The organism is Borreliella americana (assembly GCF_032595795.2).
Classification (GTDB): Bacteria; Spirochaetota; Spirochaetia; order Borreliales; family Borreliaceae; genus Borreliella; species Borreliella americana.
This window is the reverse complement of sequence record NZ_CP132449.1, coordinates 396,929-413,432: the sequence shown is the minus strand read 5'-3', so window position 1 is coordinate 413,432 and position 16,504 is coordinate 396,929. Positions and strand designations below refer to the sequence as shown.

Here is a 16,504-nt window from a genome sequence, read left to right as displayed (position 1 = left end):
AAATAGTACTAAATTTTTTTGTAAATATAAACTTTAGAGTTACAATTGTACTTGTGTTACTATATTGCTTGTGGGTGTTTTTGGGGGTTGTTTGTATAAGTATCCTGATTCTGTAGATACAGATTTAGATTCGAGATTGCCAAATATTTTAACTTTAGAAGAGCATGATAAGCAATTTTTTACTAAAGATTTTTATAAAAATCTTATTTCAAGTAGTAAAGAAATTGGCTTTAAGCTTCATAAAGTTTTGGTAGACTATTTAAATCCGCAGTCAGAAGAGGTTGATAGGGTTTTAAAATATAATCAAGTGATTAACATTTATTGGTCTTTTCTTAAATCAATTGCAAAAAACATTTCAAAATTGACTATGGAGCAGAAAATTTTATTTAGATTTGCTGCCCTTATTCCCAATGCACTTGGGCCTGAAATTCAGCTATTAATTTCAAAAACCATTTGGGACAATCATTATAATGAGTCTTTTATTTATTTTGATGAGTGGCTTTATGGGGTTAATAGTTTTAAGCTTAGTAGATTAGCAACCGATTTGCCAACGGATAATCTTAAAGAAGAAGATATGAAAAAAATTTTGCTTAATAAGAAAGAAAAACTTTTGGCAAATATTGATTTTGCGAAAAGCAGCCTTAAGAGAACTGATAAGATCAGGGAAGAGGCTCTTAGTAAGTTAAGAGGTATGTTTGAATTTTTATTTTCAAACAATAGTCAAGGCGATTTAACTTATATGACTGAATACGGAGTGCAGAGTTCTTATCCCAATTCGATTTTAAAGCCTTTAAATTTTGCTAGTAATTATGTTGATGATCTTATTAAATCAAATCGGGATATTAATATTTTTATTAATAAAATTGAAGATACTAACAGAGAGCTTTTTGAAATTCAAAATAAAATGAATAATATTGGGATGTCTGTTGAATCAACTATTGCACATGATGAAGTTGAAGTTATCAGAAGCGCTAATAAACTTGCAATAGGACCAAGAGGCAATCATTTTCCTATTCTTTTAAAAAATAATGTAGTTGCTAACCCTCAATTTTTTGGAAGTAGAGAAAGAATTATGCAGCTTGTTTGGGAAATCGAAGATATTCAGCCTAGACTTTTTCAAAAAGCGTATAGAGGAGATTTGCTCAGGGTAGTTCCTTATTTTATATTAATACCTTCTTATGGAGATAAAGGGATTTGCTGGGAATCAATTGATGTTAAAAACAGAGCAAATGGCAGGGGTAAAATATTAATACCTATGTATGCTAAAAACTTAAGGAAAGCGGTTATTTTAGGTGTTGGTGATTTTGTTTGGGAGCTTGCAAAAGAACAAGCTTCTTTTAGATGGATGGAAACAGGAATTACAGGTCAATATTACGATTATTATGTTAAATTTATTAAGAAAGGAAATGTTAAAAATTTTTTTCTAGAAGATTATTTTCTTTGGATAGAAAAAGAAAGTAAAGGAATTCAAAAACTTGAGAAATTGGTACGTGGTATAATGTGGAGGAATTTACCCTTTTCTAAGAATTTAAAAGAGGCACTTGCTAAAAAATCTTTTATATACAAGGATCTTATTGATAAAGATAAAAATATCCAAGTATCTGATGGATATTAAATTTATTTTCTATTTTACTAAAATTCGAACTATTTCTTCGTTTTTAAGCGTTTTAAGTTCTTTTTTATAATTGTCGTCAATATAAATTTTTTTCTTTTCTAGAGATTTAATTAGTTTTATGTTTTCTGTTTCTATTGCGGCTTGCATTGGTGTTTTTCTATTTTTAAGTGTGGCGCTTAGATCAGCTCCGCCTTCTTTTAAAAATTCAAATACTTTTTCGTTATTAGTATATATTGCCCAAAATATTGGAGAATAACCGGTATCATCTATTTGGTTAAGGCTTATTCCGTAATCTACCAATATTTTTATGATTTCAAATTCATTGTTTATTATTGAAATTGAAATTGGAGATATTTTATATTTAAAGTTAATTTCTGCTCCAAGATTTAGCGCAATTAAAACTCCCTTTTTATTATTGAAAAAAACAGATACTATAAAAAGCTCATTTTTAATTTTTTCTAAACTTTGTAAGATTTCTTTGTCGTTTATATTTATTGAATTTATAAATTCATTTAAAATATCTTTATCTTTTTGATATTCCTTGCTATTGAAACCATATAAATTTTTTTGCAATTCTTTTACTATTGAAACATTTGTATTAGTATTTATTGAGTTTAAATTCATTATTGTTTGTAATAACATTAAAATTATAATGACTTCTTTTTTCATCTTTTGTGAGTTTTATATTCCTTTAATAAAGTGTTTAATTTTAGACGATTGCTTTTTTAAATAGGTATTAAATTGACATTTATTATAGGGCATTATAAGATTATTTTTCAATGTTTTTGTGTTTATAATTGTTAGTTGTTCAATTATTTTTACTATTTTTAAAATATTAGAGTTTTATATTAAATTTTAAATTTAGGCTTTAGTTCTATTGTTTTGATGTTTTTGTATTGGTGTTAATGTAAAATGTGGTCATGTTAAGTTGGTATGTATAAAAATTTTGACACTCTTTTAATTGAGGTGTGCATTTTATTATGTATAGTTTATATTGTAAAATACTCTTATGAATCTATTGATCAGAATTGCTAAATTTATTTTGATTTTGTTTTTATTTGCTTCTTGCAATCAAAAACAAAGCGAGATTCAAAATCTTATTCATCTTTTAAAATCTTCTAACAAGAATAGATTAGATAAATTTCTTATTATTGATAGGGTTGTTAATATATATATTGCAAATAAAAATTATGGAGATGCTTTAGAAATTGTAAATAGTGGAATTATTGATGATGAATCTAGAGAATATTATCCTTTGTATCTTTATTTAATGGGAAATATTTATGATTCCATGGGAGAAGATTTTGTAGCTTTTAGCATTTACAAACGTGTTGTTGATAATTTTGATGATTATGTTTATGAAAACTGTTCAATGAAAACAAGGGTGGCTAAAAAGATTGTTAATTTAAATATTGATTCAATCGATAAAATCAATTATTACAAATTTATATTAAATACGGGGATTGAGGGAATTGATAATTTAAATAATGAGGAAAAGGGTAATTATTTTTATAATCTTGCACTAAGTTTGGAAGATGTTCAAGATTACGACGAATCTTATTTTTATTATAAAAAATTTCTTTCAATTCCAAGATCGCATTTAAAAATAGATTCTAGGGACTATTTTAATGTTGTTACAAAAATTAATTACTTTAATAATCCAGAGTTTGTTGTTTATAGAAATTTGGGAGATTTAATTCAGGATGTTAAAAATTTTGTTCTTTCTGGAGATACTTCTAAATTGCTTAATATAAGAGATAAAAATAATTTTTTTATTCAAAGCTGGGATCAAAAGGGTGGAAAGAGCAATTCTATTAATACTAATAGTTTTTTGACCACAATGATTAGGCTTGGAGGGAGAAGAAAAAACGGAATACAATTTGCAAAGCATCTTGAAGCAGATTCTAGTGATGATATATCTTATCTTGAGTCAAGGGGCTGGGACCATATTCGGGAATGGTATTTTGTTTTTAAAAGAATTGTTTATCCTAAAGATCCAGAAATTAATAATGGCTGGACTTGGATAGGTGTATATTTAGGTAAAAAATAATAGGAAGGAGATAATGCATTTTCTTAAGTTTCTTTTTAGTTATTTATTTCTACTTTATTCTAATGTTTCTATAATAAAAGATGAAGCTGCTGAGACAAGTGTGCACAGAATAATCGATTGGGATAGAAAGGTTATTTGTTTTGATATTGTTAAGGAAATTAATGAGAATGAATTTAGACCAGTAGGCTTAAATACAGCTTCTAAATTAATAGCAACCATTAATGATTTTAAAGACACGTTAATAAGAGAATCTCTTTTTAAGATAATTATGGATTCTGAAAATACTTTTAAGGATTATTTTGACCTGAATCCCAGTTTAATACTGAATTTTTCAGGTCCTAACAGTATTTTGAAGAGGTCTTATATAAAATATTCAGAAGATTTAAGAAGTCTTACTGTTAGGTATGAGCTTAGTCTTTTCCCCGATTTTATAAGTTTGTTTTTTTCACACGAAATGCCGTATAAAGCTTTTTATCCATTGATAAATTCTGATGTTGATAAAACCGATTATACAGGAATTGTGATTTATGTAGGCGAAGTTTACAATAATACTTCTGGTTCTAAAAAATTAGAAGACTCTTTTTTTATCAAAATTTATGATGAAAATATTAGACCATATTTTGATAAGAGAATGGTTTCTTCAGAGGCTTTGAAAAAATGGGGAATGCTTGAATATAGTAATGATGTTCTTTATAATAATAAAAATAGGATTGGACATCATCCTTTAAAATTGGTTGCCAAAAGTATTTATGGTAAAAATAATACAGATATTATACTTGATGAATATTCTATTAATAAATTGTTTTCAAATAGTAACAACATAAAACTTTTGCAAGATGGAAAACTTGTTGTAATAAAGTAAGAAAAATAAACTTAGTACTTGTTTTTTTCCAAACAATCAACTAAGATAATAAAGAGTTTGTAGGGAACTAGTGCCCTTATAGCTCAGTTGGTAGAGCACCACCATGGTAAGGTGGGGGTCGTCGGTTCAAGTCCGATTGAGGGCTTTTGTTGGTAGTTAGGAGTTTTGTTATATGGGTAAAAAGAAGGGCAAGGGAGCTGTTGAGCTTATATCTTTGATTTGTGAAGAAACAGGAATTAGAAATTATACCACTACTAAGAATAGACGCAATAAGCAAGACAAGTTAGAATTGATGAAATATTGTCCAAAATTGCGAAAACACACTCTTCATAAAGAAGGAAAAATAAAATAAAAAATAATAGGTCAGTAGTTCCAATGGTAGAACGACAGTCTCCAAAACTGTATGCTGGGGGTTCGAATCCCTCCTGACCTGTTGTTAGAATTAAAGTGAGGCTTTGAGGTGTTTAGGTTTATCAAAGATAGTATTTTAGAGCTTAAGAAGGTAACGTGGCCTAAGTATAATGAAGTTGTTGGAAATGGAAAGCAAGTTTTTTGGCTTGTATTATTTGTTTCAATTTTCTTGGGTATAGTCGATTATCTCATGTTTCTTATTGTAACCTATGTATTTTAGTTTTATTGAAAGAAGGGTAAATTATGTCTAGAGCTTGGTATGTAGTTCAAACTTATTCTCAATATGAAAAAAAGATAGAGCAGGACATAAGACTTTTAATAAATGAAGGCGTTTTTAGTGGTGTAATATTAGATGTTAAGGCTCCTATTGAAAAAATAGAAGAGATAAGAAATGGTAAGAAAAGAATAAGAGAGAGAAAAATATGGCCAGGCTATATTCTTATTGAGCTAGATCTTCCAGAAGTAGGCTGGAAAGATATTATTGCTAATATTATCAAAGTTCAGGGTGTTATTAATTTTGTTGGTGTTAGTAAGGGGCAAAGGCCTATTCCTATTAATGATGAAGAAGTAAAAAGTGTTTTTATGCTTACTGGTGAGATTAAAGCAAATAAATCTATTTTTATGCTTTATGACTTTGAAGAAGGAGAAAGAGTTAGAATTAAAGGGGGACCTTTTGACTCTTTTGAAGGGCTTATTAGCTCTATTGATTATGAAAGAAAGAAATTAAAAGTTGCAGTTCAAATTTTTGGAAGATCAACGCCTGTTGAAGTTGATTTCCAGCATATAGAAAAGATTTAAAATTTAATGCTAATGGGAGCTTTGAAGGCGTTATTACCATAAGGAGATGATATGGCAAAAAAAAAAGCAATTTCTTGGATTAAATTGCAGGTTCCGGCTGCTCAAGCGGCTCCAGGAGCTAAAATAGGGCAAGCGCTTGGACCTCATGGAGTTAGTGGTCCTCAGTTTGTAAAGGAATTTAATGAGAGAACCGCAAAGATGGATCCTGGCATTGTGGTTCCTGTTATTATTACTGTTTATAGTGACAAAAGTTTTTCTTTTATTGTAAAGACCCCGCCAGCTTCGGTTCTAATTAAAAAAGCTATTGGAATAGAATCAGGATCTAAAAAATCCAATACAGATAAAGTTGGAACTATATCAAAAGAAAAGTTGATGGAGATAGCAAGAATTAAAATGCCTGATTTAAATGCAAAGTCAGAATCAGCAGCGTTTAAAATTATTGCAGGAAGTGCGCGTTCAATGGGTGTTGAGGTGGAGAAATAATGTCAAAAAAGGGTAAAAAATATATTGAAGCTTTTTCTAAAGTAGATAAGAATAAATTTTATAACATTGAAGATGCAATTTCATTGTTGAAAGAAATTAAATTTGCCAAATTTGATGAAACTATAGATATATCTATTAACCTTAATTTAAAAAAGAATCATACCGTTAGAGACACTATAGTTTTGCCAAATCAGTTTATGAAGCCAAAAAGAATACTTGTTTTTGCAAAAGGTGATCGAGCAGATGAAGCTAGAGCTTTTGGTGCAACTTATGTTGGCGATGAGGATCTTATAAACAAGATTAAAAGTGGTTGGGATGAATTTGATATTGTTGTTGCAACTCCTGATATGATGAAAGATGTTGGAAGGCTTGGTCCTATTTTAGGGAAAAGGGGCTTGATGCCCAATCCAAAGACCCAAACAGTCACAAATAATCTCAAAGATGCAATCAATAGTCTTAAAAAGGGTCGAACAGAATTTAGAGCAAATAAAAATGGTGTAATAAGCTTTTCTTTTGGAAAATTTTCTATGGATAATGAAAAGATAAAAGAAAATTATGAGGAATTTATCAAGGAAGTTGTTAAAAAAAGACCTAGTGATTTAAAGGGAGCTTTTATAGATAGTATTTATGTTTCATCTACTATGGGGCCTTCTATAAAAGTTAATTTTGTTTGGAGGTAACATTATGAGTGCAAAGATAAATTCTAAAAAGTTGGAAATGTTTGATTTATTAAAACAGTTTATAGATAGTAAACAGAATCTTTTTTTCTTAGATTATAGAGGTTTAAATGTAGCTCAGTTGACAGAACTTCGCAATAAAATAGAAGACGAACGCGGAGCATTAAAAGTTGTTAAAAATAATATAATGAAGATGGTTTTAAAAGAAAAGAATATTAATGTTGGTGATTCTTGTTTGGTTGGCCCCACAGTTGTTGTTACTGCATTAGAAGAAGCTAATGTAATAGCAAAAATTTTTTATGATTTTGTAAAAAGTAGTACTTTGAAAGTAAAGGGTGGCTTTGTATTAGGAGAGTTTTATGATGAGGCTAAAGTTCAAGCTTATAGCAAGCTTCCTACCAAAAAAGAGTCTATTTCTTTATTTGCTAGCGTGTTAAAAGCGCCAGTTTCTAAGCTTGCAAGAACATTGAAAGCTTTGGCTGATGTTAAAAATTAACATGGCAGTGTTAGTCTTAATTTTTGAGTGCATGCTATCACTGTAAAATAAAAATATATAAGGAGTTAATATGGCACTAAATAAAGAAGATATTTTAACCTGGCTTGAAGGTGCAAAAACTATGGAAGTTGTTGACCTTGTAACAGCTATTGAGGAAAGGTTTGGAGTAACTGCCGCTGTTTCTGCTGGTATGAGTGGAGCTGTTTCAGCAGGTTCGGCTGATTCTGAAGAACAAACTGAATTCGATGTAATTCTTATGTCTTTTGGTGATAGCAAGATAAATGTTATAAAAGAGGTTAGAGCTATTACAGGACTTGGTCTTGGAGAAGCTAAGGCATTAGTTGAAGCTGCTCCTAAAGCTATTAAAGAAGGTCTTTCTAAGTCAGATGCTGAGGAATTAAAAAAGAAGCTTGAGGCAGTTGGCGCAAAAGTTGAAGTTAAATAAAACATTAAAAATATATCAAAGTTGTTATTCCGCATGTCGTTATGATATGCGGCTTGTTATGTCTTAAAAAAGGAGTCTTTTAATGGTAAAAAGAGTTCATCTGGGACAAGGAAGAGCTGATGAAATTTTAGACCTACCTAACCTGATAGAAATACAATTAAATTCTTATGAAAAATTTTTACAACTTGATAAATTAAAAAATAAAAAACCCCTACTTAATGAGGGCCTTGAGTCTGTTTTTAGAAATATATTTCCCATTAAAAGTGGAAATGGCGATGTTGCTCTTGAGTATGAGAGATACTATATAGAAAATGATGCCCTTGATTTTACAGAAAAAGAATGTAAAAGAAAGGGTCAAAGTTATGAGGCTGTTTTAAAAGTAAGACTGAATTTGCAATTTTTGACTACTGGGGAAATAAGGCAAAAAGACGTATATATGGGAACTATTCCTTTAATGACAGAAAGAGGCACTTTTATTATTAATGGGGCTGAGAGGGTTGTTGTTTCTCAGATTCACAGATCCCCAGGAGTTGTTTTTTATAAAGAGAAAGATTTGTATTCTGCTAGAATAATTCCTTATCGTGGTTCTTGGTTAGAATTTGAGATTGATTCTAAAAAAGATTATCTTTATGTAAAAATAGATAGAAAAAAAAGAATACTCATAACTCTTTTTTTAAGAGCTTTAGGGTTTGATACAAGAGAAAAAATAATAGAAACTTTTTATAATATTAAAAAAATTAAAGTTGAAGACGGTACAAAAAGAGATCTTCCAGGGCAATATTTAGCTAAAAGTATTAACATAAGAGAGAATATGTATTATCGAGCAGGAGATAAAATTACTCTGCAAGATGTTGAAGATTTTTTACAAAATGGAGTAAATGAAATAAAGCTTGTTGATTTTGATGGTTATGATGATATTTCTGGAAAGCGCTTTGTAAGTTCGAATGTTATTTTAAATTGCCTTGAGAAAGAGGATGCTTTTTTTGCTTTAAAAGATGGATCTAAAGAGCTTCCAAGAGAATCAGTTATGCTGGCTGTTTATGGCTCTCTTTTTCCTGGTGAGCCAATATCAATTGATAATGCTGAAAATGATTTAAAAACTATATTCTTTTCTGAAAGAAGATATGATCTTGGACGTGTGGGGCGTTATAAACTTTCTAAAAAATTTGGATTTGATGATTTAACTACATCGGTTTTAACTATGGATGATATTGTTAACACCATATCTCATCTTTTAAGAATATATGAAGGTCATGATATTCTTGATGATATTGACCATTTAGGAAATAGAAGGGTTCGTTCTGTTGGTGAGCTTCTTACCAATATATATAAAGGCGCGATGTCAAGGGTTGAAAAAATTGCTAAAGATAGAATGTCTAACAAGGAAGTTTTTAATCTAAAGCCTCAAGAATTAATAAGTGTTAAACCCATTGTATCTGCTGTTAAGGAATTTTTTGCAACCAGCCAGCTTTCACAGTTTATGGATCAGGTCAATCCTTTGGCTGAGCTTACTCACAAAAGGCGTCTTAATGCTCTTGGTCCAGGGGGACTTTCAAGAGATAGGGCAGGATTTGAAGTAAGAGACGTACATTATACTCATTATGGTAGAATGTGTCCTATTGAAACTCCTGAAGGGCCAAATATTGGACTTATTGTTTCTTTGGCAACTTATTCTAGAGTTAATGATTATGGGTTTTTAGAAACTCCTTATAGGAAAGTTGTTAATGGGGAGGTGACTGATCAATTAGAATATTTATCTGCTATTGACGAAGAGAAAAAGTGCATTGCTCAGGCCAATGCTGCCTTTAATTCTAATGGAAAGTATCTTGAAGATTTAGTTTCTGTTAGAATTTCTGGTGATTATACTACAACAAGCCCTGCAAATATAGACTATATGGACGTTTCTCCTAGGCAGTTAATTTCAGTATCTTCGGCGTTAATTCCTTTTCTTGAACACAATGATGCAAATCGAGCTCTTATGGGTTCTAATATGCAAAGACAAGCAGTGCCTTTGCTTTTTCCTAAACCTCCTATTGTTGGTACGGGTATGGAAAGTGTTGTTGCAAAGGATTCAGGAGTAGTTGTTAAGGCCAAAAGAAGTGGGAAAGTTATTCTTGCAACAAGCAGTAAGATAGTTGTTAAACCTTTTGAGGCAGAGAATGCTAAAGATTTAGACGAATATCATATTGTTAAGTATGAAAGGACAAATCAAGATACCTGTTTTAATCAATCCGTTTTAGTTAAAGAGGGTCAAAAGGTTGAAAAGGGTGAGATAATAGCTGACGGTCCTGCTACTAGATTTGGAGAACTTGCTCTTGGTAATAATTTATTACTAGGGGTTATTCCTTGGAATGGATTTAATTATGAGGATGCTATATTGATTTCCGATAGAATTGTAAAGGAAGATCTTTATACATCTATTCATATCAAGGAATTTAGCATAGAGGTAAGAGAAACTAAACTTGGTCCTGAAAAAGTTACAGGAGATATACCTAATGTTAGTGAAAAGATACTAAACAAATTGGATGAAAATGGAATTATACGGATAGGAACCTATGTAAAGCCCGGTGATATTCTTGTTGGTAAGGTTACTCCAAAGTCAGAAGGAGACATTACTCCTGAATTTAGACTGTTAACTTCCATTTTTGGAGAAAAAGCAAAAGATGTTAAAAATAATTCATTAAAAGTGCCTCATGGTACCGAAGGTACAGTTATTGATGTTCAAAGGATTACCAAAGAGGATGTTGGTAATCTTTCTCCTGGAGTTGAAGAGATACTTAAAGTTTATGTTGCAAAAAAAAGAAAGCTTAAAGAGGGCGATAAAATGGCTGGACGACATGGTAATAAGGGTGTTGTTGCAAAGATTCTTCCTGTTGAAGATATGCCTTATCTTGCAGACGGAACTCCTCTTGATATATGCTTAAATCCTTTGGGAGTTCCATCTAGAATGAATATCGGACAGTTAATGGAATCTCAATTAGGTCTTGCTGGTAAATATCTTGGCGAATCTTATAATGTTCCTGTTTTTGAATCTGCTACAAATGAACAAATTCAGGAAAAATTAAAAAAAGCTGGATTTAATCCAACTTCTAAAGAAATTTTATATGATGGTTATACAGGAGAGCCGTTCGAAAATGAAGTAATGGTTGGGGTAATTTACATGCTTAAACTACACCACCTTGTTGATGATAAAATGCACGCAAGATCAACAGGCCCATATTCTCTTGTTTCTCAGCAACCTCTTGGAGGAAAAGCTCAATTTGGTGGACAAAGACTTGGAGAAATGGAGGTTTGGGCTCTTGAAGCTTATGGTGCGGCGCACACCCTTCAAGAACTTTTAACAGTTAAATCAGATGATATGTCAGGCAGAGTTAAAATATATGAAAATATAGTAAAAGGTGTTCCTACTAATGTATCAGGTATTCCCGAGTCTTTTAATGTTCTAATGCAAGAACTTAGAGGACTTGGACTTGATTTGTCAATTTATGATGATGCTGGAAATCAAGTTCCTTTGACAGAAAAAGAAGAAGAATTGATTAATAAAAGCTAGGTTTTTGGAGTTTTTATGAAAGAGATAAAAGATTTTGAAAGAATAAAAATTAAAATAGCATCTCCTGATCAAATTAGAAATTGGTCTTATGGAGAAGTTAAAAAGTCCGAGACTATTAATTATAGAACTTTAAGACCCGAAAAAGATGGGCTTTTTTGTGAAAGGATTTTTGGTACTACAAAGGAATGGGAATGTTATTGTGGTAAATTCAAATCGATTAGATACAAAGGTATTATTTGTGATCGTTGTAATGTTGAGGTTACCCATTTTAAGGTTAGACGTGAAAGAATGGGGCATATTGAGCTAGCAGCTCCAGTTGCCCATATTTGGTATTACAAATATATACCCTCTAGGATTGGGCTTTTGCTTGATATTACGGCATCTAGTTTAAATTCTATTCTTTATTATGAAAAATATGTAGTAATTGAACCGGGCGATACTGATCTTAAAAAAATGCAGCTTTTAAATGAAGATGAGTACATAGAGGCTAGAGAGCGATATGGTATGTCTTTTAATGCTTCAATGGGAGCTGAAGCTATTAAAACTCTTCTTGAAAATCTTGATCTTGATGAGCTTTCATCTAAACTTAGGATTCAAATGATAGATAAAGATGATAAAACCGATAAGAAACTCTTAAGGCGCCTTGAAATCATTGAGAATTTTAAAATTTCTGGCAATAAGCCAGAATGGATGATTATGGAAGTCCTTCCTGTTATTCCTCCAGAGATTAGGCCAATGGTTCAGCTTGATGGAGGGCGATTTGCAACATCTGATCTTAATGATCTTTACAGAAGAGTTATAAATAGAAATAATCGCTTAAGAAAATTGCTTCTTCTTAATGCGCCAGAGATTATTGTGAGAAACGAAAAAAGAATGCTTCAAGAATCAGTAGACTCTCTTTTTGACAATTCTCACAAAAGAAAGGTTGTCAAAGGCTCATCTAGTAGACCCCTAAAGTCGCTTTCCGATGCATTAAAAGGTAAGCAGGGAAGGTTTAGACAAAATCTTCTTGGTAAAAGAGTAGATTATTCTGGCCGTTCTGTTATTGTTGTTGGCCCCGAGCTAAAGCTACATCAATGTGGATTGCCGGCAAAAATGGCTCTTGAACTTTTTAAACCCTTTGTGATAAGGAGACTGATTGAGAGTGAAGCTGTTTTTAATATTAAAAGAGCAAAGAATTTAATAGAGCAAGAAGTTGACGAGGTGTGGCAAATTTTAGATCTTGTCATAAAAGAGCATCCTATTCTTTTAAATAGGGCGCCTACTCTTCATAGACTTGGGATTCAAGCTTTTGAACCCGTGTTAGTTGAGGGCAAGGCAATAAAATTACATCCTCTTGTTTGTCATGCATATAATGCCGATTTTGATGGCGATCAAATGGCAGTACATGTGCCCCTTACTCCAGCAGCACAAGCTGAAAGTTGGGCCTTAATGCTTTCAACAAATAATCTTTTAAATCCTGCTAATGGGCACCCTATTGTTTTTCCATCCCAAGATATTGTTTTGGGTCTGTATTATTTGACTATGGAAAAAAAGAGTGTTGTTGGAGAAGGTAAAAAGTTTTTAAACTTTAGTAATGTTATTCTTGCCATAAATAATAGGAGTCTAGATTACAATGCTTTTATTTATGTAAAAATTGATGGCGAGTACAAAAAAACTACAGCCGGTAGGGTTATATTTAATGAGGCCTTACCCAAGGGAATTGAATTTGTAAATAAAACTCTTAGTGATTTGGAGCTACAAATTTTAATATCAAAAGTTTATGTAGTTCATGGTTCTTCTACCGTAATTGAAATGCTTGACATCATCAAGGAGCTTGGCTTTAGGTATGCCACTAAGTTTGGGTGCACAATTAGTATGAGCGATATTATTGTTCCTGATGAAAAAAGAACTTATGTAGAAAGGGCTAATAAAGAAATTGCTAAAATTCAAAATGATTATGCCAAAGGCGTTATTACTGGTGAAGAGCGATATAACAATGTGGTTTCTGTTTGGTTAAAGACTAATGAAGAGCTTACTAATAAGATGATGGAAATTTTAAAGAGAGATAGAGATGGATTTAATGTTATATACATGATGGCAGATTCTGGTGCTAGGGGCAGTAGAAATCAAATAAGACAACTTGCCGGCATGAGAGGATTAATGGCAAAAACTTCTGGTGATATTATTGAGCTTCCAATTATTTCTAACTTTAAAGAAGGTCTTTCTGTAATAGAGTTTTTTATATCTACAAATGGAGCAAGAAAAGGTCTAGCAGATACCGCGCTTAAGACCGCTGATGCTGGATATTTAACTCGAAGATTAGTAGACATTGCTCAAGATGTTGTTGTTAGAATAGAAGATTGTGGAACTATAAACGGAATAAAAGTTGAAACTGTAAAAAATGGTGAAGAAATATTAGAATCTTTGAAGGAAAAAGCCGTTGGAAGTTATTCTATTGAAAGAATAAAAAATCCAATTACCGGCGAGATTGTTTTAGATGCAAATGAAGAAATTTCGGAAGCCAAAATAGAGTTATTAGAGAAAATTGGTATTGAAAAACTTGTGATTAGATCTGTTTTAACGTGTGAAGCTGAACATGGCGTTTGTCAAAAATGTTATGGTAGAGACTTTTCTAAGAACAAACCTGTTAACATTGGTGAGGCTGTAGGAATAATTGCTGCTCAGTCTATAGGTCAACCGGGTACCCAATTAACCATGAGAACTTTTCATATTGGTGGAGTTGCTCAGGCTGGTAGTGAGGATGATAAAATATCCTTAAAGAATGCTTTTATACTTAATGGCATAGAAGGTTTTAATGTTAGAGTTGACAATGGAATTCTTTTCACAAGAAAAGGAACTTTAAAAATAATCAATGTTTTTTATGAGGAAAAAATTAAGAACATAAAAGAGATTAAAGTTTTAGATTCTCAAAGAGTAATAAAAGGAATTCCTTTGTTTGTTGACAAAAAGGGCTTAGAGATTCTTTCTTCTTACATTGGTTATGTTAAATTAAGAGACGATAATTTTTTCATAGTATCAGAAGAGCAAGAAGTTGCCTTGAAAGCGGGAACAAAGCTTGAAATAGAGGTTGGTGATTATGTTGAATCGGGCAAGGTTATTGGTACATTTGATCCATTTGCAGAGCCTATTATTGCAGAGGTTGAGGGTAAAATTAAATTTAAAGATATTATTTTAGGAACCACTCTTAAAGAGGAGATAAATACTGAAACAGGCAATGTTGAAAAAAGAATTACAGATAATGTTTTTGAATCTCTTGATCCTAGAATTTTTATTATTGATAGCAGTGGCATGGAAGTTGCATCTTATGTATTACCAGGTGATGCTTATCTTCAAGTTGAAGATGGCCAGAATATTAACATAGGAGATGTTATTGCGAAACTTTCCAAAGGTTCTGAAAAAACCCAAGATATTACAGGGGGATTGCCCCGTGTTAATGATCTTTTTGAAACAAGAATTCCTAAAAATTTGACTGAAATGGCTAAAGTAAGTGGAATTGTGCAATTTAAATCAATTCAAAAAGGTAAAAGACTTATTAATATTTTAGATGAGTATGGTGTTGAGCATAAGCATTATATTCCAGCCGGCAAACATCTTTTGGTTAGAGATGGAGATGTTGTTAAAGCAGGAGATATGCTTTGTGATGGTAGAATTAATCCTCATGATGTGCTTGAAATTTTAGGTGGGATTAGTTTACAGGAATTTTTGTTGGCAGAAATTCAGGATGTTTATCGAAAACAGGGTGTTAGTATTAATGACAAACATATTGGTGTGATAATTAAGCAAATGATGAAAAAAGTTAAGATTGTTGCAGTTGGTGATACTAATTTTGTTTATGGGCAAAAGGTAGATAAGCACACTTTTTATGAGCAAAATAGAAAAGTAATCGAACAAGGTGGTGAGCCAGCAATAGCAAGTCCAATTCTTATAGGAGTAACCAAGACTTCTCTTAATATAGATTCTTTTATTTCCGCAGCTTCTTTCCAGGAAACAACAAAAGTATTAACAGATGCTTCTATTGCTGGAAAAATAGATGATCTTAGAGGATTGAAAGAAAATGTTGTAATTGGACATTTAATTCCTACTGGAACTGGCATGGGACTTTATAAGAAAATTAAAGTTAGTGAAAATATCGATTCTAAAGTTTAACTTGAAAATAAGTGATATATTTGCTACCATTTTATTAATAGTTTCAAGAAAAGGAGAGCGTTGATAAATGCCTACAATCAATCAGTTAATTAGAAAGCCTAGAAAAAGTCAAACGGAGAAGACCGCATCTCCTGCGCTTCAAAATTGTCCTCAAAGAAGAGGAATTTGTACACGTGTAATGACTGTAACTCCCAAAAAACCTAATTCAGCTTTAAGAAAAGTAGCACGTGTTAGACTTTCAAATGGATTTGAAGTAACAGCATATATTCCAGGAATTGGTCATAATTTACAAGAACACTCTGTGGTTCTAATTAGAGGTGGTCGAGTTAAAGATTTGCCTGGAGTAAGGTACCATATTGTTAGAGGAGCTAAGGATACCCTTGGTGTTAATAATAGGAAAAAGGGCAGATCTAAGTATGGAACAAAAAAGCCTAAGGCTTAACTGAAAGGTGGGTTAATATTAAATATGTCAAGAAAAAATAAAAAAATTAAAAAGAAAGTTTTTGTTGATACCAGATATAATTCTAGAATTGTTGCAAAATTTGCAAACAGAATGATGTATGATGGAAAAAAATCAATAAGCGAGAGTATACTTTATAGTTCAATCGATTTACTTGCCGATAAGCTTGAAGAAAGCGACAAGATGGCTGTTTTTTATAAAGCTTTAGATAATATTAAGCCACTAGTAGAAGTAAGAAGTAGACGGGTGGGTGGTGCTACATATCAAGTTCCTGTTGAAGTTAGAGAAGAGAGAAGAGAAGCTTTGGCTATGAAGTGGATTATTTTTGCTGCTAGAAAGTCTAGCGGTAGGTCTATGAAAGAAAAGTTATCAAACGAACTTTTAAATGCATATAATTCTACTGGAGCTGCTTTTAAGAAGAAAGAAGATACTCATAGAATGGCTGAAGCAAATAAAGCTTTTACTCATTATAGATGGTAAAAAGACACCTTAAAAAGGTGTCTTTTTT

The 16,504-nt window shown here is 31.6% G+C and carries 15 protein-coding genes and 2 tRNA genes; 16 read left to right on the top strand and 1 reads right to left on the bottom strand.

The features are described 5' to 3' along the window. The first annotated feature begins 64 nt into the window (after positions 1-64). A complete protein-coding gene (locus tag QIA00_RS01975) occupies positions 65-1,615 on the top strand; it encodes a hypothetical protein (protein WP_316257171.1) in 1,551 nt (516 codons plus the stop codon). Positions 1,616-1,624: 9 nt separating this feature from the next. On the opposite strand, the gene QIA00_RS01970 is transcribed toward QIA00_RS01975, so the two are convergent. Next, the gene (locus QIA00_RS01970) at positions 1,625-2,284 is read right to left on the bottom strand and encodes an ankyrin repeat domain-containing protein (protein WP_316257170.1); all 660 of its coding nucleotides are present in this window, start codon (positions 2,282-2,284) and stop codon (positions 1,625-1,627) included. A gap of 340 nt (positions 2,285-2,624) precedes the next feature. On the opposite strand from QIA00_RS01970, the gene QIA00_RS01965 reads away from it, so the two are divergent. The 15 genes from QIA00_RS01965 to rpsG all read left to right on the top strand — a co-directional run bounded on the left by QIA00_RS01965 (position 2,625) and on the right by rpsG (position 16,476). Beyond that, positions 2,625-3,665, top strand: a complete 1,041-nt coding sequence (locus QIA00_RS01965) for a hypothetical protein (RefSeq protein ID WP_316257168.1) — start codon at positions 2,625-2,627, stop codon at positions 3,663-3,665. Between the two features lie 13 nt (positions 3,666-3,678). Next, positions 3,679-4,527, top strand: coding sequence for a hypothetical protein (locus QIA00_RS01960; protein WP_316257166.1), 849 nt, complete (start codon positions 3,679-3,681; stop codon positions 4,525-4,527). Between the two features lie 72 nt (positions 4,528-4,599). Continuing rightward, a tRNA-Thr gene (locus tag QIA00_RS01955) sits at positions 4,600-4,672 on the top strand. Positions 4,673-4,699: 27 nt separating this feature from the next. Next, positions 4,700-4,879 carry a 50S ribosomal protein L33 gene (gene rpmG / locus QIA00_RS01950; RefSeq protein WP_301394120.1) on the top strand — a complete coding sequence of 60 codons (180 nt, stop codon included), beginning with the start codon at positions 4,700-4,702 and terminating at the stop codon, positions 4,877-4,879. A gap of 8 nt (positions 4,880-4,887) precedes the next feature. After that, positions 4,888-4,960 (top strand) — tRNA-Trp (locus tag QIA00_RS01945). A 27-nt stretch (positions 4,961-4,987) separates the two neighbouring features. Beyond that, entirely contained in the window at positions 4,988-5,158 is a 171-nt protein-coding gene (gene secE / locus QIA00_RS01940) for a preprotein translocase subunit SecE (protein ID WP_301427199.1), read from the top strand. A 23-nt stretch (positions 5,159-5,181) separates the two neighbouring features. Beyond that, entirely contained in the window at positions 5,182-5,736 is a 555-nt protein-coding gene (gene nusG / locus QIA00_RS01935; RefSeq protein ID WP_316257165.1) for a transcription termination/antitermination protein NusG, read from the top strand. Between the two features lie 51 nt (positions 5,737-5,787). Then, positions 5,788-6,219 (top strand): 50S ribosomal protein L11, encoded by a 432-nt coding sequence (rplK, locus tag QIA00_RS01930; RefSeq protein WP_316257164.1) that lies wholly within the window; start codon positions 5,788-5,790, stop codon positions 6,217-6,219. After that, positions 6,219-6,899: a 50S ribosomal protein L1 gene (gene rplA / locus QIA00_RS01925; protein ID WP_316257162.1), complete on the top strand. Its 681-nt coding sequence runs from the start codon at positions 6,219-6,221 to the stop codon at positions 6,897-6,899. The genes rplK and rplA overlap by 1 nt, the downstream gene beginning before the upstream one ends. Positions 6,900-6,903: 4 nt before the next feature. Further along, complete coding sequence (gene rplJ, locus QIA00_RS01920; protein WP_316257161.1) at positions 6,904-7,392, top strand: 50S ribosomal protein L10; 489 nt, start codon at positions 6,904-6,906, stop codon at positions 7,390-7,392. A gap of 70 nt (positions 7,393-7,462) precedes the next feature. After that, a complete protein-coding gene (gene rplL, locus QIA00_RS01915; RefSeq protein WP_316257160.1) occupies positions 7,463-7,837 on the top strand; it encodes a 50S ribosomal protein L7/L12 in 375 nt (124 codons plus the stop codon). Positions 7,838-7,919: 82 nt separating this feature from the next. After that, positions 7,920-11,387 carry a DNA-directed RNA polymerase subunit beta gene (gene rpoB / locus QIA00_RS01910; RefSeq protein ID WP_316257159.1) on the top strand — a complete coding sequence of 1,156 codons (3,468 nt, stop codon included), beginning with the start codon at positions 7,920-7,922 and terminating at the stop codon, positions 11,385-11,387. 15 nt (positions 11,388-11,402) lie between these two features. Next, positions 11,403-15,536, top strand: a complete 4,134-nt coding sequence (gene rpoC, locus QIA00_RS01905; RefSeq protein ID WP_316257158.1) for a DNA-directed RNA polymerase subunit beta' — start codon at positions 11,403-11,405, stop codon at positions 15,534-15,536. A 67-nt stretch (positions 15,537-15,603) separates the two neighbouring features. Next, the gene (gene rpsL / locus QIA00_RS01900) at positions 15,604-15,978 is read left to right on the top strand and encodes a 30S ribosomal protein S12 (protein ID WP_002656492.1); all 375 of its coding nucleotides are present in this window, start codon (positions 15,604-15,606) and stop codon (positions 15,976-15,978) included. 24 nt (positions 15,979-16,002) lie between these two features. After that, positions 16,003-16,476 carry a 30S ribosomal protein S7 gene (rpsG, locus tag QIA00_RS01895; RefSeq protein ID WP_002556981.1) on the top strand — a complete coding sequence of 158 codons (474 nt, stop codon included), beginning with the start codon at positions 16,003-16,005 and terminating at the stop codon, positions 16,474-16,476. Positions 16,477-16,504 lie beyond the last annotated feature (28 nt).